The organism is Streptomyces sp. NBC_01571, from assembly GCF_026339875.1.
In the GTDB taxonomy this organism is placed as follows: domain Bacteria; phylum Actinomycetota; class Actinomycetes; order Streptomycetales; family Streptomycetaceae; genus Streptomyces.
In genome coordinates, this window is record NZ_JAPEPZ010000001.1 from 3,701,832 (window position 1) to 3,725,099 (window position 23,268).

General features: G+C 72.7%; 15 protein-coding genes and 3 tRNA genes. 10 read left to right on the plus strand and 8 right to left on the minus strand.

The genetic code is table 11. From position 1 onward, the window contains the following. The first annotated feature begins 183 nt into the window (after window positions 1-183). Complete coding sequence (locus OHB41_RS16710; protein ID WP_266698997.1) at window positions 184-789, plus strand: hypothetical protein; 606 nt, start codon at window positions 184-186, stop codon at window positions 787-789. Here the strand turns inward: OHB41_RS16710 and OHB41_RS16715 are convergent. From OHB41_RS16715 to OHB41_RS16725, 3 genes are all read right to left on the minus strand, one after another. Next, entirely contained in the window at window positions 770-1,669 is a 900-nt protein-coding gene (locus OHB41_RS16715; protein ID WP_526024921.1) for an ATP-grasp domain-containing protein, read from the minus strand. The genes OHB41_RS16710 and OHB41_RS16715 overlap by 20 nt on opposite strands. A gap of 83 nt (window positions 1,670-1,752) precedes the next feature. Beyond that, a complete protein-coding gene (locus tag OHB41_RS16720; RefSeq protein ID WP_266705916.1) occupies window positions 1,753-2,967 on the minus strand; it encodes an MAB_1171c family putative transporter in 1,215 nt (404 codons plus the stop codon). 6 nt (window positions 2,968-2,973) lie between these two features. Continuing rightward, window positions 2,974-3,618, minus strand: a complete 645-nt coding sequence (locus tag OHB41_RS16725) for a toxin-antitoxin system, toxin component family protein (protein ID WP_451289206.1) — start codon at window positions 3,616-3,618, stop codon at window positions 2,974-2,976. Between the two features lie 506 nt (window positions 3,619-4,124). Between OHB41_RS16725 and OHB41_RS16730 the strand changes: the two genes are divergently transcribed. Both OHB41_RS16730 and OHB41_RS16735 read left to right on the plus strand, forming a co-directional pair. Continuing rightward, on the plus strand, window positions 4,125-5,681 hold the full coding sequence (locus OHB41_RS16730) for an acyl-CoA synthetase (protein WP_266698999.1): 1,557 nt from the start codon (window positions 4,125-4,127) through the stop codon (window positions 5,679-5,681). After that, window positions 5,674-7,014 carry a carboxyl transferase domain-containing protein gene (locus OHB41_RS16735; protein ID WP_266699000.1) on the plus strand — a complete coding sequence of 447 codons (1,341 nt, stop codon included), beginning with the start codon at window positions 5,674-5,676 and terminating at the stop codon, window positions 7,012-7,014. The genes OHB41_RS16730 and OHB41_RS16735 overlap by 8 nt, the downstream gene beginning before the upstream one ends. A gap of 64 nt (window positions 7,015-7,078) precedes the next feature. Here OHB41_RS16735 and OHB41_RS16740 read toward each other — a convergent pair whose 3' ends face one another. Further along, window positions 7,079-10,711, minus strand: a complete 3,633-nt coding sequence (locus OHB41_RS16740) for a S8 family serine peptidase (protein ID WP_266699001.1) — start codon at window positions 10,709-10,711, stop codon at window positions 7,079-7,081. Window positions 10,712-11,143: 432 nt separating this feature from the next. Between OHB41_RS16740 and OHB41_RS16745 the strand changes: the two genes are divergently transcribed. From OHB41_RS16745 to OHB41_RS16755, 3 genes are all read left to right on the plus strand, one after another. Next, on the plus strand, window positions 11,144-12,181 hold the full coding sequence (locus OHB41_RS16745; protein ID WP_266699002.1) for a rod shape-determining protein: 1,038 nt from the start codon (window positions 11,144-11,146) through the stop codon (window positions 12,179-12,181). A 56-nt stretch (window positions 12,182-12,237) separates the two neighbouring features. Continuing rightward, window positions 12,238-13,731, plus strand: coding sequence for a GAF domain-containing protein (locus OHB41_RS16750; protein ID WP_266699003.1), 1,494 nt, complete (start codon window positions 12,238-12,240; stop codon window positions 13,729-13,731). A 174-nt stretch (window positions 13,732-13,905) separates the two neighbouring features. Beyond that, entirely contained in the window at window positions 13,906-14,655 is a 750-nt protein-coding gene (locus OHB41_RS16755) for an SDR family NAD(P)-dependent oxidoreductase (RefSeq protein WP_266699004.1), read from the plus strand. Window positions 14,656-15,311: 656 nt separating this feature from the next. Here the strand turns inward: OHB41_RS16755 and OHB41_RS16760 are convergent. From OHB41_RS16760 to OHB41_RS16770, 3 genes are all read right to left on the minus strand, one after another. Next, window positions 15,312-15,385, minus strand: a tRNA-Ile gene (locus OHB41_RS16760). Between the two features lie 165 nt (window positions 15,386-15,550). Next, a tRNA-Asn gene (locus tag OHB41_RS16765) sits at window positions 15,551-15,623 on the minus strand. 5 nt (window positions 15,624-15,628) lie between these two features. After that, window positions 15,629-15,701 (minus strand) — tRNA-Asn (locus tag OHB41_RS16770). Between the two features lie 145 nt (window positions 15,702-15,846). Here OHB41_RS16770 and OHB41_RS16775 point away from each other — a divergent pair. The 4 genes from OHB41_RS16775 (at window position 15,847) to OHB41_RS16790 (ending at window position 21,643) form a co-directional block, all read left to right on the plus strand. Next, complete coding sequence (locus OHB41_RS16775) at window positions 15,847-16,152, plus strand: YtxH domain-containing protein (protein ID WP_266699005.1); 306 nt, start codon at window positions 15,847-15,849, stop codon at window positions 16,150-16,152. A gap of 170 nt (window positions 16,153-16,322) precedes the next feature. Beyond that, window positions 16,323-17,777 (plus strand): FGGY family carbohydrate kinase, encoded by a 1,455-nt coding sequence (locus OHB41_RS16780; protein WP_266699006.1) that lies wholly within the window; start codon window positions 16,323-16,325, stop codon window positions 17,775-17,777. Between the two features lie 204 nt (window positions 17,778-17,981). After that, a complete protein-coding gene (locus tag OHB41_RS16785) occupies window positions 17,982-19,715 on the plus strand; it encodes an ABC transporter ATP-binding protein (protein WP_266705920.1) in 1,734 nt (577 codons plus the stop codon). Further along, a complete protein-coding gene (locus OHB41_RS16790; protein WP_266699007.1) occupies window positions 19,715-21,643 on the plus strand; it encodes an ABC transporter ATP-binding protein in 1,929 nt (642 codons plus the stop codon). Before OHB41_RS16785 ends, OHB41_RS16790 begins: the two co-directional genes overlap by 1 nt. A 280-nt stretch (window positions 21,644-21,923) precedes the next feature. Here the strand turns inward: OHB41_RS16790 and OHB41_RS16795 are convergent, their stop codons facing one another. Beyond that, window positions 21,924-23,219, minus strand: coding sequence for an RNA polymerase sigma factor (locus OHB41_RS16795; protein ID WP_266699008.1), 1,296 nt, complete (start codon window positions 23,217-23,219; stop codon window positions 21,924-21,926). Window positions 23,220-23,268: the final 49 nt, after the last annotated feature.

Here is a 23,268-nt window from a genome sequence, read left to right on the forward strand (position 1 = left end):
CCTCCCTATGTTCGAAATTTCAACAGACGATCGGCATGACGAACACAGGCTACTCATGGTGGTCTTGGAGGGGCAATGGGTGGGCCCCGGCGAGGTGCCGGGGGCTGATTTCGACCAGTGGGGACAGCGAGGCGTACGCCCCTTCCACGAGGCGCCGCCCGCGTACCGGCCCGATGCGCGATCATGGGCTCCATGCCCGCCAAGCGACCCGCCGGCCCCTTCACCCCGCTCGACTTCCAACTGGTCCTGCTGCGCCGCATGGCCGACCACAACCCGGACCTCGTCGACGACGCCCGCCGCGAACTCGGCGCCTCCCTCGCGGACATGCGCGAGGCCAACCGGCGCTGGCAGGCGATGCTGCACGCCCCGCGCTCCCGCTCCGCCGCCCACCGCTACCGCTCGGTCCTCGGCGCCCCGGAGTCGGTCACCCCGCGCCGGATCGGCGACCTCACCTGCGAGGCCCTGCTGTGGCCCGTCCCCCTCTGGCCCGGCCTGCGCTTCGAGGTTCTCGCCCTGTCGAACGGGGTGGTCTGGAACGAGTGGCTGGTCCGCGCACCCGGCGTCGCCGGTCCGGTGCTGAAGACCCTCGACGACCTGACCCCCTGGTCCTGCACGGTCGACGAGGCCGCCCGCGCCTTCGCCCCCGCCCGGCCGCTGGAGGGGACCGCCCCCACCCGCTGGGGGCTCGCCTTCACGGCCCCGGACGCGTCGGGGGCACGGCAGGAGTGCGCGGCCGAGTTCACCTGGGGGCTGCTGCAGCGGGTGGCCGTCAGCGGGCGGCCCGGATGATCGCCTCCGCGACGACGGGCACCGACTCCGGGTGCAGCCAGAGGAAGAGGTTGGGTTCCACCAGTTCCAGTTCCATGACGCACGGCTCCCCGTCGTCGCCGTCGACGACGTCGACGCGGGCGTACAGCAGGGCGTCCCCGTCCGTACCGGACGGTACGGCGGCCAGCGCGCGCTCGGCGAGGGCGAGTTCGGCCGCGGTCGGCTGCCAGGCCTCCAGCCGGGGGTGCGGGACCTTGTCCGCGTCGTACGCCGTCCCGGGCTCGAGGACGGCGCCCTTGCGGGCGGCGTGCAGGAAGCGTCCGCCGAAGAACTGCAGCGCCCGCTCGCCGGAGGTGTCGACGCCGCGCAGGTAGGGCTGGACCATGGCGGTCAGCCCCTGCTCGTGCATCCGGGCGAGCTGTCGCAGCGCGGTCTCCCGCTCCTCGGGCCGGTAGCGGGCGGCGAGCCGTGCGCCCGCGCCCGACGTGGGCTTCACCACGTACTCGTGGTCGCCGGGAAGATCCGCGGGATCGCCGGGCGCGAGATACCGGGTCGGCACGGTCGCCACCCCGGCCGCGGCCAGTTCGCCGACGTACCGCTTGTCGGTGTTCCACCGCACGACCGCCGCCGGATTCGCCAGCCGGGTGAGCTTCGCGACCCGCTCGGCCCACGCCACGAACTCCGCGACCCGCCAGCTGTAGTCCCAGGTCGAGCGGATGACGACCAGGTCGAAGTCCGCCCAGTCGACCGCCGGGTCGTCCCAGTACGCGATCTCGGCCGGCGCCCCGGCGTCCTCCAGCGCCCCCTTCAGTACGGGCAGGTCCCGGTCCGCGCTCGTCGTGCCCTCCTCCGGCCGGTAGGTGGCGAGTGCGATGCGGGGGCGGGCGGCGGTGCGGGCCACGGCGGACTCCATCCTCGTAACGTCTGATCTCCGGGGAGGCTACAACCGCCCGTACGGGCCCGGCTCGTGCGGGGGCCGGGCGTTCACCGGGCCGGGACCCGCTCGGCCGGCACGGCCGCGACGGCGCGCACCGCCCGGATGTCCTCGGGGCGGCGCAGGGCCCGCGACACGGCCTCGATCTCCGCCAGCAGGTTCTCGGTGTCCGGGTCCACGAGAGGAGCGGTGCCGCCGTCCCGACGTGTTCGCCTCCCGGTCCCGACGGCGTCCTGGACCGTCACCGCGTGGGCGAGCGCCCGCGCCCGGCCGGCCTCGAACCCCAGACCGACCGCCGCCTCGTACGCCGTGCGCCGCAGGTCCTCGTCGAGGAACCGGGAGAGGTGGAGCAGCGCGTCCCGGATGAACGTCTCACGGCGCATCAGGCGCAGTTCCGGAGTGCCCCGGAGCCTCAGCGGGACCCGGCTGCCCGCGACCGTGCGCATCAGCCGGTACAGGGGCCGCAGCCGCCAGAGGCCGAGCCGGGTGCGCGCACGCCGCTGCAGGTACTGGCCGGCGTGCGGCAGGATGAATCCGACGGCGATCAGGACGGCGGAGAGGGAGGCGACCGGCGGGCCCAGCCGGGTACTGAGCCAGTCCAGGTCGTGGCCGCTCCAGCGGGCGCCGACGGCGCAGAGCTTCCCGGCGTCGTAGACCAGGTTCACCGTGTAGCCGACGCCCAGGAACTTCAGCCCGCCGCGCAGCCATACGTCGAGTCCGTCGGTACGGATCCAGTTCCAGAGCAGCTTGGACGTGATCAGGCAGGCCGTGGTGTGCGCGAGCAGGTAGAGCACGATCACTTCACGCATGAAGGGCGTGCGGGCGTAGTACGTGTCGAGGTCCCTGATCCGCTCGACGGGCGCGTCGGCGAGCGCGAACAGCACCCACAGCGCGACGATCACGCCGGCGTAGACGGCGACGACCCAGCGGGTGGCGCGCCGGGTGGCCACACGGTCGGTGATGCCGTTGCGCCAGGTCGTGATCATCAGCAGACAGGCTCCGCTGAAGGCGGTGACGAGGCTGTAGAGCAGAGGCGCCGAGATGTTCGGTACACCGGTGACGCGGTTGGTCCAGGAGATCGTCGGCGGCGCGGCGAAGACGAAGACACAGCAGGCGAGGACGAGGAGGCCGCCGACGGCCCGAAGGAGCGGGTCCTTCCAGAGCTTGACGATGCTGGGCAGCTTGATGGCGAGGGCGGCCGTGAGGACCGCGATCGGTATCCAGAAGGAGATGTAGATCCCGGCGAGGAAGCGGGCGGGGTCCATCACCGGTCAGTCCTGGGGGCCGCGGTAGCCCAGGGAGGCCTGGATCGCGCGTCCGAGAGGGTCGGCGGGACCCTGTGGGCGGGAGCCGGTCACCCAGGAGCGGAAGACGCTCGCGAGGTGGAGGCCGAAGTCCTCGGCCTCGGCCTCGTCGGCCTCGTGCGAGCCGTTGCGGGCGGCGACGGTGAGCGCGATCTCCTGCCAGCGGGGGTCGTCCGACAGGGCGCGGGCGGCGGCCGCGCCGGCGAAGTGGTGGTGGGAGTGCGCGTGACCGGCCGACAGGTGCCACAACTCGTGTCCGAGGATGACGAGTTGCTGGACCGCTTCGGCCCGCTCCTCGACGATGACGAGGTCGAAGTCGTGGAACTCCATCCACAGACCGGTGACCTCGATCTCGTCGGGGAAGCGTTCGAAGCGGAGCTGGACGGGCCGGCCGTCCCGGCGCCGGCTCATCTCCTCGCAGAGCGCGCCGGCCAGCTCCCGTACGTCGACGGGCGGGTCGAGACGCTTCCTCATGACCCGGGAGAGCTCGACCGCGAGGGCGCGCATCTCGGAGTCGGCCCTGCGCGAGAACAGTGCCGCCGCGCGCTTCCAGACGCCGCCGGTCCGTCCGGCCGTCCTGCCCGTCACACCGCTCGCCGCACTCCGCGTCACTCCTCGCTCCGCCCCGCTCCTCGCTCCGTCGCGCCGTCGACCCGCCGCCCCGTGATGTCGTGGCGGTTGATCCGTCAAATGGTCGCGCCGTGGGCGAGACTACGGGCCCGGATCGTCCCACGCCATGGTTTTCCGCACGGTCGTTCCCGGCTCGGGAACGACGTGACCACCCGCCGCCCGGACGTCCCGGCCGCACGTGCCGGCACGCGCCCCCGCGCGAACGTCGACGCGCGTCCTCGTGCACGTCCTTCTCACCGGGTCCTGGTGCGGGCCCTCGCGCCGGGCGCCGAGCGCGTCCGGGTGCCGGTCGCCGGACGAGGTCGGGTGCCGGTCGCCGGACGAGGTCGGGTGCCGGTCGCCGGACGAGGTCGGGTGCGGACTCCCGTCCGGTGTGATCTGCCTCGCGCTCCGCCGGTCGCGGGCTCCGGCAGGTTTCCCGCGCCCTGGTGTAGGAACGGTTCTGACTGTCACCGGCAGATCGTCCCTACTGGCAAGGAGCACCCCGCGTGTCCTCCCTCTTTCCGGCCCTGGTCAGCGGTTCGACCGCACGGCGGCCCGCCCTTCGCTTCGGCGACCGGTCCCTGACGTACGCGGAACTCGCCGCCTCGGCGGGCGCGCTGGCCGCGCGCCTCGAAGGCCGGGAACGGATCGCCGTGTGGGCGACGCCGTCCCTGGAGACGGCCGTCGGGGTGGTGGCCGCGCTGCTCGCCCGGGTGCCCGCCGTTCCGCTCAACCCCAAGTCGGGCGAGGGCGAACTGGGACACATCGTGTCCGACAGCGCGCCGTCGCTGGTGCTCGCCGGGAAGGGGGACGACCTCCCCTCGCCCGTACGGGAGTTGGAGCGCATCGACGTCGTGACGCACCTCGCGGGCGGGGTCGTCCCGGAGCACCCCGACGAGCCGGACGACCCCGCCGCCCCGGCCCTCGTCGTCTACACCTCCGGCACCACGGGTCCGCCCAAGGGCGCCGTCGTCCCGCGACGCGCGATCGCCTCGACCCTGGACGCGCTGGCCGACGCCTGGCAGTGGACGGGGGACGACGTGCTCGTGCACGGGCTGCCGCTCTTCCATGTGCACGGCCTGATCCTGGGCATCCTCGGGCCGTTGCGGCGCGGCGGGGCCGTGCGGCACCTGGGGCGGTTCAGCGCGGAGGGCGTGACGCGCGAGCTGAACGCGGGGGCGACCATGCTGTTCGGGGTGCCGACGATGTACCACCGGCTGGCCGAGGCGCTGGCCGAGGACACGGAGCTGGCCAAGGCGCTCGGCCGGGCACGGCTGCTGGTCTCCGGTTCCGCCGCGCTGCCGGTGCACGACCACGAGCGGATCACGGCGGCGACCGGTCGGCCGGTCGTCGAGCGGTACGGCATGACCGAGACCCTCATGAACACCAGCGTCCGGGTGGACGGTCCGGCACGGCCCGGGACCGTCGGGGTGCCGCTGCCGGGCGTCGGGCTGCGGCTGGTCGAGGAGGACGGTTCGACGCTCGCCTCGTACGACGCGGACGGCACCCCGACCGGCTCGTACGACACCGAGGGCAATCCCACCGGCGCCTACGACGGCGAGAGCGTGGGCGAGATCCAGGTGCGCGGGCCGAACCTGTTCACCGAGTACCTGAACCGGCCCGACGCCACCGCCGCCGCGTTCACCGCGGACGGCTGGTTCCGCACCGGTGACATGGCGGTGCGCGACGCCGACGGCTGCGTACGCATCGTGGGCCGCAAGGCCACCGACCTGATCAAGAGCGGCGGTTACAAGATCGGCGCAGGTGAGATCGAGAACGCGCTGCTGGAACACCCCGCCGTGCGCGAGGCCGCCGTCACCGGGGAGCCCGACGACGACCTGGGCGAGCGGATCGTGGCCTGGGTGGTGCCGGTGGACGCCCCCGCCCCGGGCCTCGACCGCGAACTCGCCGAGCACGTGGCCCGCCGGCTGGCCCCGCACAAGCGCCCGCGCACGGTGCGCTTCCTGTCCGCCCTGCCCCGCAACGACATGGGCAAGATCCTGAAGCGGGCGCTCCCGGACGCCCTCGCGGACTCCCGCCCGAACGACGTCACGCATGACTGACCGCTTCCCGGCCCGTGAGGCCATCGCCCTCGTCACCGACGAGTTCACCGAACTCCGGGTGCCGATGAGGCATTTCGAGCCGGACGGCCCGCTGTCCTGGCAGGGGTACGACGAGGCACGCTCCCGTGCCGCCGCCCGCACCGGCGAGGACGAGTCCGTCGTCTGCGGCGGCGCGGTCGTCGGCGGCACCCGGGTCGCGCTGATCGCCTTCGAGTTCGGCTTCCTCGGCGGCTCGCTCGGCGAACGCACCGGCGACCGTCTGGAAGCCGCGTACGCCCACGCCCGGGAACACCGGCTGCCGGTCGTCTCGCTGGTCGCGACGGGCGGCAGCCGGATGCAGGAAGGCATGCTCGCGCTCACCCAGCTCCAGCGGGTGGCACGGCAGTCGGCGCTGACCCGGGAGGCCGGGCTGCCGCAGATCGCGGTGGTGCGGGATCCGACGACGGGAGGCGGCTGGGCAACGCTGGGCGCGGGTTCCGACGTGACCCTGGCGCTGCCCGGCGCCCAGGTGGGTTTCGCCGGCTCCCGGGTCCGCCCGCCCGGCGCGGACCCGGCGGCGTACACGGCGGAGGCCCAGGTGGCGGCGGGCGCGGTGGACGCCGTCGTACCGGAGGGGGAGCTGCGGGAGACGCTGGCGCTGTGGCTGGCCCTGCTCAGCGACCCCTCCGCCGAGGCCGCGCCGGTGCCGGCCGCCCTCGGCGCGCCCGGCCTGCCCGCCACCGGCTGGGACGCCGTCGTCCGGGCCCGCTCTCCCGAACGCCCGCGTGCCGAGGCCTACTTGGACGCCTACTTCAGCCGCCGCGCGGCGATCGGCGGCGATCGCTGCGGCGGCACCGACGCCGGCCTGCTGTGCGGGTTCGGCATCGGGCCCGAGGGGCGGACGGTCGCGTACGCGGCACAGTGCGGGACCGCGACCCGTCCCGCCGGGTACCGCACCGCGGCACGGCTGATCCGTCTCGCGGGCCGGCTCGGCATCCCGGTGCTGACGCTGGTGGACACCCCGGGTGCCGCCAACGACGCGCAGGCCGAGCGGCAGGGCGCGGGCTCCGCGATCGCCGACCTGTTCGCCGCGGTGGCCACCGCCCGCACTCCCGTCACCACGCTGGTGATCGGCGAGGGCGGCTCGGGCGGCGCCCTCGCCCTGGCCGCGCCGGGCAACACCTGGGCCACGCCTGACAGTTATTTCTCCGTCATCGCGCCGGAGCCGGCGGCGGCGATCCTCAAGCGCCCCGCGTGCGAGGTGCGCGCCACGGCGGACCAGCTCCGCATCCGGCCGCAGGACCTGGTGGACCTGGGGGTCGTACGGGGCATCGCGGAGCACCCGGGGAAGTGAACGCGCGGGCGGCGCCGGCTCCCTCTCCCAGGGGAACCGGCGCCGCCCGTACCGTGGGGGCCCGCTACCGCACCCCCACCGCCCGGACGGTCTCCTGGCTCACCGAGCCGCCCCGGTCGTCGCGGGCGAAGGCCCGCAGCGAGATGAACCGGGCGTCCCGGGGCACGTCCAGCGTCCCCTTCCAGGAGGCCTGTCCACCCGTGAGCCGGACCGTCCGCCAGGTGGCCCCGTCGTCGTACGACACCTCCAGCCCGCCGCCCCCGAGGGTCCCGGTGTCCGTCGCGCCCGCCACGTACCCGGCGTGGATCCCGACCCGCACCCGGCCCCCGCCGCGCACCGTGCCCGCGAGGTCGGTGTCGACGTCGTACGCGAGGTTGATCAGCGGCAGGAAGGTCCAGCGGTCGTCGGGGGTGGCCGCGGAGCGCACGGTCCACTCCGAGTGGCCCTTCGTCGACAGGGTCCAGCGGTCCGGGTCGAGCGTGGTGTCCGTGACGACCTTGTAGGTGTGCTCGTCGGCCGGCGCGTCCCAGACGTACACGCCCGAGCTCGTGCGCCGGTCCACCAGGGTGCCGTCCTGGTACACGCCGGTGACCTGGGTCATCCCGGAGTCCTCGCTCCACACGTCGCCGAAGCCGGTGTGGTCGGGCCCCGAATCGCCCCAGCCGGGGGTGTTGAACTGGATCACGCCGCCCGATCGCTGCTGGCCCCAGCCGAGGCCGGTACCCAGCCATGGGTGCAGGACCGGCCTGAACCACTTCAGCGTCGGGTGCGTTCCGCCCCGGTAGCGGATCAGGCCGCTGCGCTCCTCCAGCGCGCCGGCCCCGAGGTTCACCGACTCGTGCCACAGCTGCCCCGCCTCTGTGGAGACGTAGTCGGTCCGCTCGGCCGGGTAGTCGATCCGCTCCTGGAAGCCGATACCGACGGGGAAGGTGTCGGTGACCGAGTACCGGAACTCGCTGCCCGACGCCGGCCGCGACCCGTGGAACCTGGTGTGCAGCTCGGCGAGTTGACGCGCTCCGGGCCGGTAGGTGAGGTCTCCCCGCGGGACGGCGCCCGGGTGGCCCTGCGAAAGGTCGTACACATAGGGCGTGTTGCGTGTGCCGGTCATCCCGACGTGGCCGAGCGCCCGCAGCCGGGCCGCGTCCGCCGTGTTCACCGTGGCGATCTGCAGCGGCCGGTCCGCGTTGTCGTCCGTGCCGAACCAGGCGTTGAGCCTCCCGGCCGCGTCGTCGGTCACGAACAGGGCCTTGGCGCCGGCGTCCTGGGCGGCCTGGGCGAGCGCGGCGGGTTCGACCCCCTCGCCGAGCCGCGCGAGGACGGCCTTGCCGCGCACTCCCGTGAACGGCCCGGTCCCGACGTCGACCAGGGGCAGCCCGCCGCGGCCCTCGATCAGCGTGCCGCCGGGCTGGACCACGGCCTCACCGACGCCGTCGACCTCCAGCAGCGGCTTGCCCAGCCGCCACACCGTCCGGTACTCGAAGCCGCCCTGCGTCACCTTCGGCGTCGGTGCCGCGAACACGCTGTCGTACATGACGGGCACCTGGACGGCGCCGGACAGATCGGAGCCGCCCGCGTTCCGGTCGTACTCCATGAGCAGCTGCCGGGTCTCGGTCCGCCGGTCGACCTTCGCCTTGATCTCCCGCAACTGCCTTCCGTCCAGGATGACCTCACGATCCCGGTCGAGGGTGATCTCCGGCGCCGCGAGGAAGCCCAGGCCGAGCGAGTCGGCGCCGTGGCTGCCCCGCACGTCGAGGAAGGACGTCAGACCGTACGTCCCCGGCACCAGCCGGAGCTTCAGGGTGCCGGAGTCGCCGACCGCGGCGGAGTAGGGGTCGGCACCGGCGGCGAACCGCTGCACCGCGAGGTCGGCGGCCGCGGGAGCTCCGTCCCGGTCCTTGACGTGGACGGTGAGCGTGTACCGCTCCTCCTCCTTGACCAGCCCGAACACGGTGTGCGCGACGGGCGCGCCGTTCGCCGACGCGACGATCTGGCCGGAGGTGTCGCCCACCGGGGCCTTCGAGCCGTCGCCCGTCACCGTCGTGGACGCGGTCCCGTGCGCGGGCACGGTGAGCGCCGAGTCGGCGAGAGTGGCGACCCCGTCGGCGGCGCCCCGCACGGAGAGGCTCAACTCCACACCGGTGTCCGAGGAGTTGGCGTACGTCACGGTCTTCGTGACCGGCTCGTTCGTGTCGTAGGGCCAGCCGTAGAAGCCCAGATCGGCGCTTCCGGTGGCGGTGACCCGGGCGTCCACCGCGTCCGGCACGCTCACCCGGCCCGCGCCCAACAGGTATCCGGACGCGTCGAGTTGCTTCGACGTCGACATCAGCGCGTCCTTGAGCCGGGCACCGGACCAGTCGGGGTGCCGTTCGGCGAGCAGCGCGGCGACCCCCGCGACGTGCGGCGTCGCCATCGACGTACCGCTCATGGACGTGTAGTAGCCGTCGCCGTCGACGAGCCCGGAGCGGGCCGCGAGGATGTCGACGCCCGGCGCCGAGAGGTCGGGCTTGAGGGCGTTGTCGCCGTAGCGCGGCCCGCCGCTGGTGAAGTAGGCCGGCCGGTCGTCGGAGTCCACCGCGCCGACGGTCAGCGCGGCGTCGGCCGCGCCGGGCGAGCCGATGGAGGAGGGGGCGCCGGTGTTGCCCGCGGCGACGACGAAGAGCGCGCCCGTCTCCTCGGACAGCGCGTCGACCGCCTCCGCCATGGGGTCGGTGCCGTCGCTGGGCTCGGTCGAGCCGAGGCTCATGGAGATCACCTTGGCGTGCACGTCCCGGGCGGCCCACTCCATGCCCGCGATGATCTGCGAGTCGCTGCCCGAGCCCTGGTCGCTGAGCACCTTGCCGACGGCGAGCGCGGCACCGGGGGCGACGCCCCGCTCCTTGCCGTCGGAGGCCGCGCCGCTGCCGCCGACCGTCGAGGTCACGTGCGTGCCGTGCCCGTTGCGGTCGGCGACCTCCTGCCCCTCGATGAAGCTCTTGGTCGCGAAGACCCGCCCGGCCAGGTCGGGGTGGGTGACGTCGACCCCCGTGTCGAGGACGGCGACCGTGACGCCCTTGCCGGTGAGCCCGGCCTCCCAGGCCCGCGGTGTGCCGATCTGCGCGTTGCTCTCGGCCATCTCCGCCCGGACCCGCCCGTCGAGCCAGACCTTGCCGAGACCGGCCTGCCGGGTCAGGGACTCCCAGAAGGTGCGCCCCTTGTCCGCGGTGAGGGCGGCGCCCCGGATGCTGGGCAGGACCCGCGTGCGCTCCGAACCGCGCGGGGCGGCCGTACGCGCCGCTTTGCCGTACGTCTTCTTGTCGTACGTGACGATCAGCGGCAGTCGGTGCGTCGTACGGTCGGTGAGCCCATGGCGTATCAGCTCGCTCACGTCGAACAGCCGCCGGTCGAGGGTGCCCGCCCGAAGGTAGGGCAGCGCCTCGTCGGGTACGACGGTGACGGCGCCGTTCGTCACCTGGGTGCGCACCGCCCCGGTGGCCCCCGCGGGCCGCTCGACCGTCACCGTCCTCTTCCCGCCGCCGAGGTCGGTGACGGTCACCCGGTCGCCGGTGACGAGGGTGACGGTCCGTACCGTGGCGGGGCTCTTCGGCGCGGTACCCGTCCCCGCGGCCCCCGCCGCGTCCGCCCGCCCCATGGGCAGCGCGGCGAGCACGAGCCCGGCCGACAGCAGTGCCGCCCCGCGTCTCGCTGGTCCTCTGGTCATCGATGCCCTCTCCTCGTCGGCACGTGATGGCTCCAGTGCTGCGAAGAGTGTCGGGGGCCTTGTGTTGCGGGAGATTTGACCGGTCCTGGCGGGAAGGCGCCCTGGCGGCTTCCCGCCAGGACGGGCCGGGACGGCCCGGGACGAGCCGGGCCGAGCCGCGGAAAGCGGGACATCGACGCGATCTGCGGCGGCCCGGGGAGCGGTACCGGTTGCGGGGACGGGGGACATCTGTACGCGCGCCGGGAACCGGGGCCGCGGTCGTGCGAGCCCGGTCCGCCCGCCGGCCGAGCGTCAGGTACCGCCCGGCGTCACCCGTTCGGCGGTACCCCGCCCGGCCCCCCTCGGAAGGCGCCCCGGCCCTCTTGAGCGGACGATGCGAGAAGGGACCGCCAAGAGGCGGAGCCCGACGGTCTGCTCTCGGGAGGACCCGCCATGACCGCCAGTCTGGAGCAGCTGCGCCGCTGCCACTTCGCCGTCGACCTGGGCGCGGCCAGGACACGTGTGTATGTGAAGGGCGCGGGACTGGTCGTCGACCAGCCGAGTGTCGCCGCGATCAACACGAAGAACGGCGCACTGATCGCGGTCGGTGAGTTCGCGGAGAAGATGACGGGCCGCACCCCCGACTACATCCGGGTGATGCGGCCGGTGTCCGGCGGCACCGTCGTCGACATCGAGATGGCCCAGCGCATGCTGCGCCAGCTGCTCGGTGACAAGGTGCGCCGCGCTCTGCGCCGCAAGCCGAGGCTGCGCGCCGCCGCCTGCACGCCGCACGACGCGGACCCGCTGGCGCAGCGCGCGACGATCGAGACGCTCGTCGGACTCGGGGCGAGGCGGGTGGAGCTCGTCGACACGCTGATCGCCGCGGCGGTGGGCTGCGGGCTGCCGGTCGAGCGGCCGGAGGCCACCATGATCATGGTGTGCGGTGCCGCCGCCACCCAGGTCGCCGTGCTGTCCCTGGGCTCCATCGTGACCGCCGAACGCATCCCGGTGGGCGGCGAGGCCGTGGACCGCGCGATCGTGCAGCACCTACGCCACCAGCACGAGCTGATGCTGCCGTCGCAGTCCGTACGGCCGCTGCAGCTCGCCCTGTCGGGCAACGGGCTCACCCCGCACGGCCCGACGTCCACGGAGATCCACGGGCGGGACGTGGCGACCGGCCTCGCCCGTTCGGTGCAGGTCGACACCGCCGCAGTACGCGATGCCATCCAGACCCCGCTGACCGCCGTCCTCGACGGGATCGGGAAGGTGCTGCGGGCCTGTCCGCCGGATCTGGTGGCCGACCTCGCCGACCGCGGGATCATGATGGTCGGCGGCAGCGCGCTGCTCCCGGGGCTCGACCAGATGCTGCGGCACGCGACGGGCATGCCGGTGCACATCGCCGAGCGGCCGGACGTGTGCGCGGTGCAGGGCCTGGGCTACATGCTGGAGGGCAAGATCGAGCCGCTGACGCTGGAGCCGCTGCCGGGCTGACGGCCGGCCCGCCCGGGACCGGTCGATCCCCGTCCCCCGACCTCCGAGGGGCCCGTATGACCGACCCCGTCCCCCGCCTTCCGGCCCTCGTGGAAGCCGTCCTGTGCGTCGGTTCCGACCTCGAACTGCGGGCCACGCTCCAGCACATCGTGGATGCCGCCGCCGACCTGACGGGGGCCCGGAGCGCGGCGCTGGACATGGCCGAGCCGGGTGACGCCGGACTGCTGGAGATCCGTACGGCTCGGCCGCCGACGGCCGGCCAGGACCGGAGCCCCCATGAGCCCCATGAGCGGTCCGACGACGCCCTGGGCGTCCCGATCCTCGTCGACGACACGGTGTTCGGGAACCTGTACGTCGCCGGGAAGCGCGCCGATCCGTTCACGGATGAGGACGAGCAGTTGCTGCGGGTGCTGGCGACCCAGGCCGGCGTCGCGATCGGCAATGCCCGGCTGTACGAGACGGCCCGGCAGCGCGAGCGGTGGATCGAGGGCGCGGCGGCCGTCACCACCGCGCTGCTCACCGGGGAGGACGCCGCCGGCGCGCTGCTGACCGTCGCCGAACGGGCCCGGATCCTCGCCGACGCCTCGGCCGGCCTCATCCTGCAGCCCACGGACCAGGGCGGCATGAGGATCGTGACCGCCGCCACCCCCGACGGCTCCGCCGACCCCGGTGACATCGTCGGCACCACGATCGAGCCGGGCAGCCCCCTGGTGGCGCAACTTCTCGGCGGCGAACCGGTGTTCATCGACGACTCGGCGACCGACCCGCGACTGACCACGCATGTACGACACCGGTTCGGGCCGAACATGATGCTGCCGCTGCAGTCGGGCGGCCGTCTCATCGGCACACTCGCCCTGCCCCGCGACCGCGGCGGGCGCCCGTACAGCGCGGCGGAACGGCTGCTCGCCGCGCAGTTCGCCTCACAGGCCGCGCTGGCGCTGGTCCTCGCGGACGCCCAGCACAGCCGGGAGCGGCTCGCGGTCTACGAGGACCGCGACCGGATCGCCCGCGACCTGCACGACCTGGTCGTCCAGCGGCTCTTCGCCACCGGCATGATGCTGGAGTCCACGCAGCGACGCAGCTCCGGGGAGGCCGACGCCGAGGTACGCGAGATCCTGGGCCGGGCCGTCGACGAACTGCAGTCCACCGTCCAGGAGGTCCGCACCGCGATCTTCGCCCTCCAGCAGCCGCCCGCCGACGCCCCCACCACCCTGCGCGGCAAGGTGCTGCGCGAGACGGCGGGCGCGGCGGCAGTCCTGGGTTTCCAGCCGTCCACCCGTTTCACCGGCGCGGTGGAGGCACTCGTGCCGGAGCCGGTCGTCGGCCACCTGCTCGTGGCCCTCCGCCGCGCCCTCGCCTCCGCCGCGCGCCGCTCCGGGGTGTCCCGCGTCGAGGTCACGGTGGACGCGACGACGAGCCTGCCGGACGGGCGGGCCGGGGTGCGGCTGACGGTGTTCGACGACGGTGAGACGGGGGAGGGCGGCACAGGGGACGGGGACACGGGGGACGGCCAGGTGGGGACGACGGTCGTGTGGCGGTCGCCCCTGTGAGCGCCGGGCCGGTCACCCCTCACGTCAACTGCGCTTTTCCGCACGGCGCTTGACGCCTCACCCCGGCCTCCGTACCGTCACGTCTCGCATGCGTGGACATGACTCTGATTCACATCCGCGGACGCGAGGGACCGGACGAGCGCGGGACAGGACAAGGGTGAGGACGGGGTGGCCATGACCCAGCGGCGCGTGGTGGTGTCCGGTGGCGGCACCGGGATCGGCCTGGCGACGGCGGAGGTGTTCGCCGCGGACGGGGACCGGCTGATGCTCCTCGGCCGCCGCGAGGAGGTCCTGCGCAAGGCGGCCGACACGCTGAACAGCCGGTTCGGGGAGTCGACGGCGACCTGGTGCGCGGCGGACCTCTCCGACCCCGAACAGGTCGGCATGGTGAGGGACTTCGTCACGGGGGACGAGACCCCGGTGGACGTGCTGGTCGCCAACGCGGGCGGCAACGCGGCCGCCGCGCACGACGGCACCCTCGCCTCCATCGCGGACGGCTATCGCCGCAACTTCGACGCCAACGTACTGACCGCCGTGCTGCTCACCGAGGCCCTGCTCCCGCACGTCCGCAGGCCCGGCGGCCGCATCGTGCAGCTCTCGTCCATCGCCTCGCTGCGCGGCCCGGGGTCGTACGGCGGCTCCAAGGGCTGGATCAACACGTACACCTACGACCTCGCCCAGCGCGTCGGCCCCGAGGGCATCACCGTCAACGCGGTCGCCCCCGGCTTCGTCGGCGACACGGAGTTCTTCGGCGACCGGGCGACCCCGGAGTTCGTGGCGTCACGGGTCGCGCAGTCCCTGACGGGGCAGCCGGGTCACCCCTCGGAGATCGCCGCGGCCGTCCGGTACGTGGCGTCACCCGAGGCGGCGTATCTGACGGGGCAGCTGCTGCACGTCAACGGCGGGGCGGCGCTGGGCCGCTAAGGGCTGTGGCGCCGGGCCGACAGCGCGGGGCCGCCCTTCTCGCCGGGCGGGCGGTGAGGGCGACGCCGTCGCTCCCGGACCGGCGCCGGGGCGGATCAGCCGGTCAGGGTGGTCCCGCGCTGCCCGGGACCACGGGTGCCCGCGCCGGCTCCGTCCTGGTCTCCGCCCTGACCCCCGTCCCGGACGGTCCGTCCATGAGGACGTGCCGGCCGCCCGCCCGGCGCCTCCGTCGAGGCGCACGCCGATCTCCTTCGTCCACCCGGTGTCGTGGAAGTACAGGACGGCGGTCCGGCGCTCGGAGCCCTCGTCGGAGAAGCCGGCGGGGCCGCGACGTTCCGGAATCGGAGCGCGGCGTTCACCAGTTGGGGTGAGCCCGGCCCTGTCACCCCGCCCCTTCTCGGAGAGGTGGCCCCGGTCGTCCTCTGGTCGCGCGTGGAGGCGAGTGGATCAGGATCACCCGGCCGGTGTCCCGCACGCCGTCACCAAGGGCCGTGCGGCCGTCAACGGGGGTCCGCGGGGCGTTGGTCGGCCGTCCGTGCGCGGCGGGGCCACCTGGTCCTGGTCCGGATGGATGAATGCGGACCGCCGCCTCGGGGCTGCGACTCCCGTTACCGCGTTTCCACAGATAGAAACGGTTCTGCTACGCAGGCACTGGGTGGGGCGGGTGGGACTCGAACCCACGGCCGACGGATTATGAGTCCGCTGCTCTAACCGGCTGAGCTACCGCCCCTTACGGCGCGTCGCGCACATTTGTGCGCGCCGTCTGCCGCAGCATAGCCGCTCATACGATCTCCTGCTTCGGATGGTCGGCAACGCATGACCATGTGGACTTCGGTGCCGGCCACGCGGTTCCCCCGGACATGAAAAAGGACCCCTGAGGGGTCCTCTTCCGTTGCTCTCCCGACTGGACTCGAACCAGTAACCTGCCGGTTAACAGCCGGCTGCTCTGCCAATTGAGCTACAGGAGATCGCGCTCCCCCGACTGGACTCGAACCAGTAACCTGCCGGTTAACAGCCGGCTGCTCTGCCAATTGAGCTACGGAGGATTGCCTCGTTGCATCGAACGCACCTACCTGGGTATTCGCCAGGGGGCGTGCGCTCGCTGCGACACATACATTAGCGCAAGCAGGGGGGTGCTCCGCCAATCGGTTCCCCCCGCACCGATGCCGACGCAAGGGAAGGGTGGCCGTCATGCGCTACCGGCTCACATTCGTCGCCGGACTGGCCGTGGGTTACGTGCTGGGCACACGCGCCGGGCGCGAGCGCTACGAACAGCTGAAGAAGTCCGCGCGGCAGGTCGCGCAGAACCCCGCGGTGCGCAACACCGCCGAGACCGCCGCCCAGCAGGGGCGCCAGGCCGCGGGCAAGGCGTACCACGCGGTGAGCGAGAAAATGGGCGACCACGTGCCCGACTCGGTGACCCAGCGGGTCCGCTCCCTGCGCGAGCGGAACACCAACGGCTCCGGGGCGGACGACTGGGGCACCACCAACACCTGAGGCTCCGGACGGCACCCGAGGCTCCGGATGGCCGTATCGCCCGAAAAGCCCGGTGCGAGAGGCGTCGGGCCCCTCGCACCGAGGCCTCAGGGCCCCCGGGCACCCGTGCCCACCAGGGGTGACACCCGGCCCGGCGCGCTCACCTCCCGCGGTACGGCAGAATTTCCGCCATGGGGATAGTCGCCGGGTTGGACAGTTCACCCGATTTCACTCGCATCGTCGTCTGCGACACGGACACGGGCGCCGTGCTCAGGCAGGGGTATGCGCCGCACCCGGTGGAGAGCACCGAGAGCGGCGGCCGCCCTTCCGACGTCGATCCGCAGGCCTGGCTGCTGTCCCTGGGCGAGGCCGCCGGCGGCGGCCTGCTCGAAGGCGTGCAGGCCATCGGCGTGTCGGCGCAGCAGAACGGGCTCGTCCCACTGGACGCGCAGGGCAACACGGTGCGCCCCGCCCTGGTCGGCGGTGACAAGCGGGCCCAGGTCGCCGCCGCCGACCTGGTGGACGCGCTCGGCGGGCGCGAGGCGTGGGCCCAGGCCGTGGGCTGCGTCCCCCAGGCCGCGCAGCCGGTGACCAAGCTGCGCTGGCTGAACAGGAACGAACCCGACGCGGCCCAGCGCACCGCCGTGCTGCTCCAGGCGCACGACTGGCTGGTGTGGCAGTTGCTCGGCCGTCCGCTGCGCCGGACCACCGACCGCGGCGGGGCCTCCGGCACCGGCTACTGGTCGGCGGCGACCGGCGCCTACCGGCCGGATCTCGTCGACCTCGCGCTGGGCCACCAGGCCACGCTGCCGGAGGTGCTCGGCCCGTCCGAGGCCGCGGGCACCACCCCCGAAGGGCTGCTGATCTCGGCGGGCACCGGCGAGACGATGGCGGCGGCCTTCGGACTCGGCATCGGGCTCGGGGACGCGGTCGTCTCCCTCGGCGCCTCCGGGTCCGTGATGGCCGTACACACCGAGGCGCTGGCCGATCCCTCCGGCATGATCACCTCGCTGGCGGACGCGACCGGGCTCCACCTGCCGGTGGTGACGACGCTGAACGCCGTTCGGACCCTGCGCGGCGCCGCCGAACTGCTCGGCCTGCCCGACCTGGAGAGCCTGTCCGAGCTGGCGATGAAGTCCACGCCGGGCTCGCACGGACTGGTCCTGCTCCCCTATCTGGAGGGCGAGCGGACCCCGAACCTCCCCCACACGGCGGGCACTCTCGCCGGGCTGCGGCGCGAGTCGATGCGGCCCGAGCACCTGGCGCGGGCCGCGTTCGAGGGCATGCTGTGCGGGCTCGCGGACGCGCTCGACGTCCTGCGCGGGCGGGGCGTGGACGTCCGGCGGGTCTTCCTGCTCGGGGCCGCCGCGGAGCTGCCGGCCGTGCAGGCCGCGGCGCCCGCGCTGTTCGGCGCGCAGGTCGTCGTGCCGCAGCCCGCGGACTACGCGGCGCTCGGCGCGGCCCGCCAGGCGGCGTGGGCGCTCGGCGTGTCGCAGGGCACCCTCGACCCCCGGCTGCCACCCGTCTGGCAGGGTGCGGTCGCCCAGATCCTGGAGCCGGGTGAGGAACTGGCGGTGGGCCAGGCCGTACGGCAGCAGTACGTCTCCGTACGGGAGCAGACGCATCCTGGGGCGTTTCGCGCATGACGGCGCACAGGGGGGCACACGGGGGAACCGGGACGCGCGGTGAAGTCCCGTGGGGGCCGCGGGCGTACGTCCGAAGGTCCGGTTCGGGTCGGCTCTTGGTCCGCTCTTGGATTAATCGATTGGGGTAACGCGGGTGGAGTGTCCGACGATAGGGGGTGGTGCACCACCGACCGCACTGTCGTCGACGACTCCGAGAGAAGCCGCGTGCTCATACGACTGCTTCGGACCTACCTCAGTCCGTACAAGAAACCCATCGCCCTCCTGGTGTTCCTGCAGTTCCTGCAGACCTGCGCCACCCTCTACCTGCCGACCCTGAACGCGCACATCATCGACAACGGCGTGGTCAAGGGGGACACGGGATACATCCTGTCCTTCGGTGCCCTGATGATCGGGATCTCGCTGGTCCAGGTCTTCTGCAACATCGGAGCCGTCTACTACGGCGCCCGGACGGCGTCGGCCGTCGGCCGGGACATCCGCGCGGCCGTCTTCGACCGGGTGCAGTCGTTCTCCGCGCGCGAGGTCGGTCATTTCGGCGCCCCGTCACTGATCACCCGCACCACGAACGACGTGCAGCAGGTGCAGATGCTCGCGCTGATGACGTTCACCCTGCTGGTGTCGGCGCCCATCATGTGCGTGGGCGGCATCGTGCTCGCCCTCGGCCTGGACGTGCCGCTGTCCGCGATCCTGGTCGCCGTCGTGCCCATCCTCGGCATCGGGGTGACGCTGATCGTGCGCAGGCTGCGTCCGCTGTTCCGGACGATGCAGGTGCGGCTGGACACCGTGAACCGGGTGCTGCGCGAGCAGATCACCGGCAACCGCGTCATCCGCGCCTTCGTCCGGGACGACTACGAGAAGGACCGCTTCCGGGGCGCGAACACCGAGCTGACCAAGATGTCCCTGGCCACCGGCCGGATGCTCGCGCTGATGTTCCCGATGGTGATGACCGTCGTGAACCTCTCGTCGATCGCCGTGGTCTGGTTCGGTGCCCACCGCATCGCCAGTGGCGGCATGCAGATCGGCGACCTCACCGCGTTCCTCGCCTATCTGATGCAGATCGTGATGTCCGTGATGATGGCCACCTTCATGTTCATGATGGTGCCGCGCGCGGAGGTCTGTGCCGAGCGCATCCAGGAGGTCCTGGACACCTCCTCCAGCGTCGTGCCGCCCACCGCGCCCGTCCTGGAGCTGCGTCGCCACGGCCATCTGGAGATCCGCGGCGGCGGGTTCCGCTACCCGGGTGCCGAGGAGCCGGTGCTGAAGTCCATCGATCTGGTGGCGCGGCCGGGCGAGGTGACGGCCGTGATCGGGTCGACGGGCAGCGGGAAGTCGACCCTCCTGGGTCTGGTCCCCCGTCTCTTCGACGCCACCGACGGCCAGGTGCTGGTGGACGGTGAGGACGTGGCGACCGTGGAGCCGCAGCTGCTGGCCAGGACGGTCGGACTCGTCCCCCAGAAGCCGTACCTGTTCGCGGGCACGGTGGCGAGCAACCTGCGCTACGGCAATCCGGACGCGACCGACGAGGAGCTGTGGCACGCCCTGGAGGTGGCACAGGCCAAGGGCTTCGTGGAACAGCTGGACAACGGCCTGGACTCGGTGATCGCGCAGGGCGGCACGAATGTGTCGGGTGGTCAGCGCCAGCGCCTCGCGATCGCGCGCACCCTCGTTCAGCGCCCGGAGATCTACCTCTTCGACGACTCCTTCTCGGCCCTCGACTACGCGACGGACGCGGCGCTGCGGGCAGCGCTCGCCGAGGAGACCGCCGAGGCGACCGTGGTGATCGTCGCCCAGCGGGTGTCGACCATCCGTGAGGCCGACCGCATCGTGGTCCTCGACGAGGGCCGGGTCGTCGGCACCGGACGCCACCACGAACTGATGGCGGACAACGAGACCTACCGGGAGATCGTGCTCTCCCAGCTGACGGAAGCGGAGGCCGCCTGATGGCCGGGCCCATGGGACGCATGATGGCCGGGGGCGGCCCCGATCAGCGCTCGCTGGACTTCAAGGGATCCGGAAAACGGCTCCTGGCGCAGTTCAGGCCCGAACGCGTGACGCTCTACGTCATGCTGTGCGCGGTCGTGCTGAGCGTGGGGCTCTCGGTGGTCGGACCGAAGATCCTCGGCAAGGCCACCGACCTGGTCTTCGCGGGGATCATCGGGCGGCAGATGCCGGCCGGGGCCACCAAGGCCGAGGTCCTCGCGGGCATGCGCGAGCGGGGCGAGGGCGGCATGGCCGACATGCTCTCGGGGACGGACTTCACCCCGGGCAAGGGCATCGACTTCGGCGCCGTCGGCAACGTACTGCTGGTCGCGCTCTGCACCTTCCTGGTGGCCGGACTGCTGATGGCGGTGGCGACGCGCCTGGTGAACCGGGCCGTCAACAAGACCGTCTTCCACATGCGTGAGGACCTGCAGGCGAAGCTGTCGCGCCTGCCCCTCTCCTACTTCGACAAGCGGCAGCGCGGCGAGGTGCTCTCGCGGGCCACGAACGACCTCGACAACCTCCAGCAGACGCTCCAGCAGTCGATGGGCCAGCTGGTGAACTCGCTGCTGACCATCGTGGGTGTGCTCGCGATGATGTTCTGGGTGTCGTGGCTGCTGGCGCTCGTCGCGCTGGTCACCGTCCCGCTCTCCTTCTTCGTCGCCACCCGCATCGGCAAGCGCTCGCAGCCGCACTTCGTGCAGCAGTGGCGCACCACCGGCCAGCTCAACGCGCACATCGAGGAGATGTACACCGGGCACACGCTGGTGAAGGTGTTCGGACGCCAGGAGGAGTCGGCCGCGCAGTTCGCGGAGCAGAACGAGAAGCTCTACGAGGCCGGGTTCAAGGCCCAGTTCAACAGCGGGGTCATGCAGCCGCTGATGATGTTCGTGTCGAACCTGAACTACGTGCTGGTGGCGGTGGTCGGCGGGCTGCGGGTCGCGTCGGGCACGCTGTCGATCGGTGATGTGCAGGCCTTCATCCAGTACTCCCGGCAGTTCTCGATGCCGCTGACGCAGGTCGCGTCGATGGCGAACATGGTGCAGTCCGGGGTCGCCTCGGCGGAGCGCGTCTTCGAGCTGCTGGACGCGGAGGAGCAGGAGGCGGATCCCGTCCCGGCGGCGCGTCCGGACGAGCTGCGCGGGCGGGTGGCGCTGCAGAACGTGTCCTTCCGCTACGACCCCGAGAAGCCGCTCATCGAGGACCTGTCCCTGAAGGTGGAGCCCGGACACACGGTGGCGATCGTCGGCCCGACGGGTGCGGGCAAGACGACGCTGGTGAACCTGCTGATGCGCTTCTACGACGTCACGGGCGGCCGGATCACCCTCGACGGTGTCGACATCGCGTCGATGTCCCGGGACGAACTGCGGTCCGCGATCGGCATGGTGCTCCAGGACACCTGGCTGTTCGGCGGCACGATCGCGGAGAACATCGCGTACGGGGCCGCGCGCGACGTGACCCGCGGGGAGATCGAGGAGGCGGCGCGGGCGGCTCACGCGGACCGGTTCGTCCGGACGCTGCCGGACGGCTACGACACCGTGATCGACGACGAGGGAAGCGGGGTCAGCGCGGGTGAGAAGCAGCTGATCACCATCGCGCGGGCGTTCCTGTCCGATCCGGTGATCCTGGTGCTCGACGAGGCGACCAGCTCCGTCGACACCCGCACCGAGGTGCTGATCCAGAAGGCGATGGCCAAACTGGCGCACGGGCGGACGTCGTTCGTGATCGCACACCGGCTCTCCACGATCCGGGACGCGGACACCATTCTCGTGATGGAGAACGGGTCGATCGTGGAGCAGGGGGCGCACGCCGAGCTGCTCGCGGCGGGCGGGGCGTACGCGCGGCTGTACCAGGCGCAGTTCGCCCAGGCGGTGGCCGAGGTCGACTAGGGCGTGTTGCGAAAGTCCCGTCGTCCGCCCGGAGGGCGGGCCTCGCGGCGTCTGGTGCGTGCTCTCGGCGTGCCGGGCGGAAGCCCGCGTACTGGACGTACTCGGGTTTTCGCCCGGTGCGGCGAGAGTGCGTGCCAGGCGCCGCGAGGCAGGCGGGACTTTCGCAACACGACCTAGACCGCCGGGCAGACCAGGGGGACCGGGGAGGGGTGCTCGCCGCCGCGAGCGCTCCTCCCCGCTCCTTTGCCCGTTCCCTCGTCCGGCGCGGGCGGAGGGGTGCTCAGTCGAGGTAGCCGCGCAACTGGTCCGCGAAGGCGTGGTCCCGCAGTTTGTTGAGGGTCTTGGACTCGATCTGGCGGATGCGTTCGCGTGTCACGCCGAAGATGCGGCCTATCTCCTCCAGGGTGCGGGGGCGGCCGTCCGCCAGGCCGTAGCGGAGCTGGACCACCTTGCGTTCCCGCTCGCCGAGCGTGGACAGGACCGCCTCCAGGTGCTCGCGCAGGAGGAGGAACGCGGCGGACTCGACGGGCGACGCCGCGTCGCCGTCCTCGATCAGGTCGCCCAGTGCCACGTCGTCCTCCTCGCCCACGGGGGCGTGCAGGGACACCGGCTCCTGGGCGAGGCGCAGGACTTCGCTGACCCGCTCGCTGGGGAGGTCGAGGTGGGCGGCGACCTCTTCGGGGGTGGGTTCGTAGCCGCGTTCCTGCAGCATGCGGCGCTGCACGCGGACCACCCGGTTGATCAGCTCGACGACGTGGACGGGGACCCGGATGGTCCTGGCCTGGTCGGCCAGCGCCCGCGACATGGCCTGCCGGATCCACCAGGTCGCGTACGTCGAGAACTTGTACCCGCGGGCGTAGTCGAACTTCTCGACGGCTCGGATCAGGCCCAGGTTGCCCTCCTGGACGAGGTCGAGCATGGTCAGGCCGCGGCCCACGTAGCGCTTCGCGACCGAGACCACGAGCCGCAGGTTCGCCTCGATCAGCCGGCGCTTGGCCATGCGGCCCATGACGACCAGTTTGTCGAGGTCGAGGGCGAGTTGGCTGTCCAGGTCGCAGGCGAGCCGCAACCGCTCCTCGGCGAAGAGACCGGCCTCCACCCGGCGGGCGAGTTCGACCTCCTCGGCCGCGGTGAGCAGCGGGATGCGGCCGATCTCACGCAGGTACTGGCGGAACAGGTCGGAGGAGGGGCCGCCGGTGTCCGCGGTGCGGGTGCGGAGCGGTTCCACGGGCTCGGGGGCCTCGGTCTCGACGTCGACCGCGTCCGCGGGCGGCCCGTCCGGCTCGGTCGGGATTTCCGGCTCCGCCTCGGGGTGGTGCGCGGCACGGCTCTGCGGGGGCAGCGCCGCGCCGACGCCGGGCTCCGCGTCCGTGTCCGTGGGGTTGTCGGTCTGTGTCAGGGTCTGGGTCTGCACGGGGGCGACCTCCAGGAATGTCGCTGCTGAGACGTGCGGCAGCGGTACGTCGGGGATGGGGTCGGCGGCCTCGCCGCTGTCCATCCCGTAGTCGTTTGGCGGAACGGCGGGTATCGGGAACCCGCCGCGTGCGGGTCGGCCGCGCTCCGAGGACTCAGGCACCGGAACCCAGTGTGGAGTACGACACATCGCCGCCACGAGGGGCGTGCGG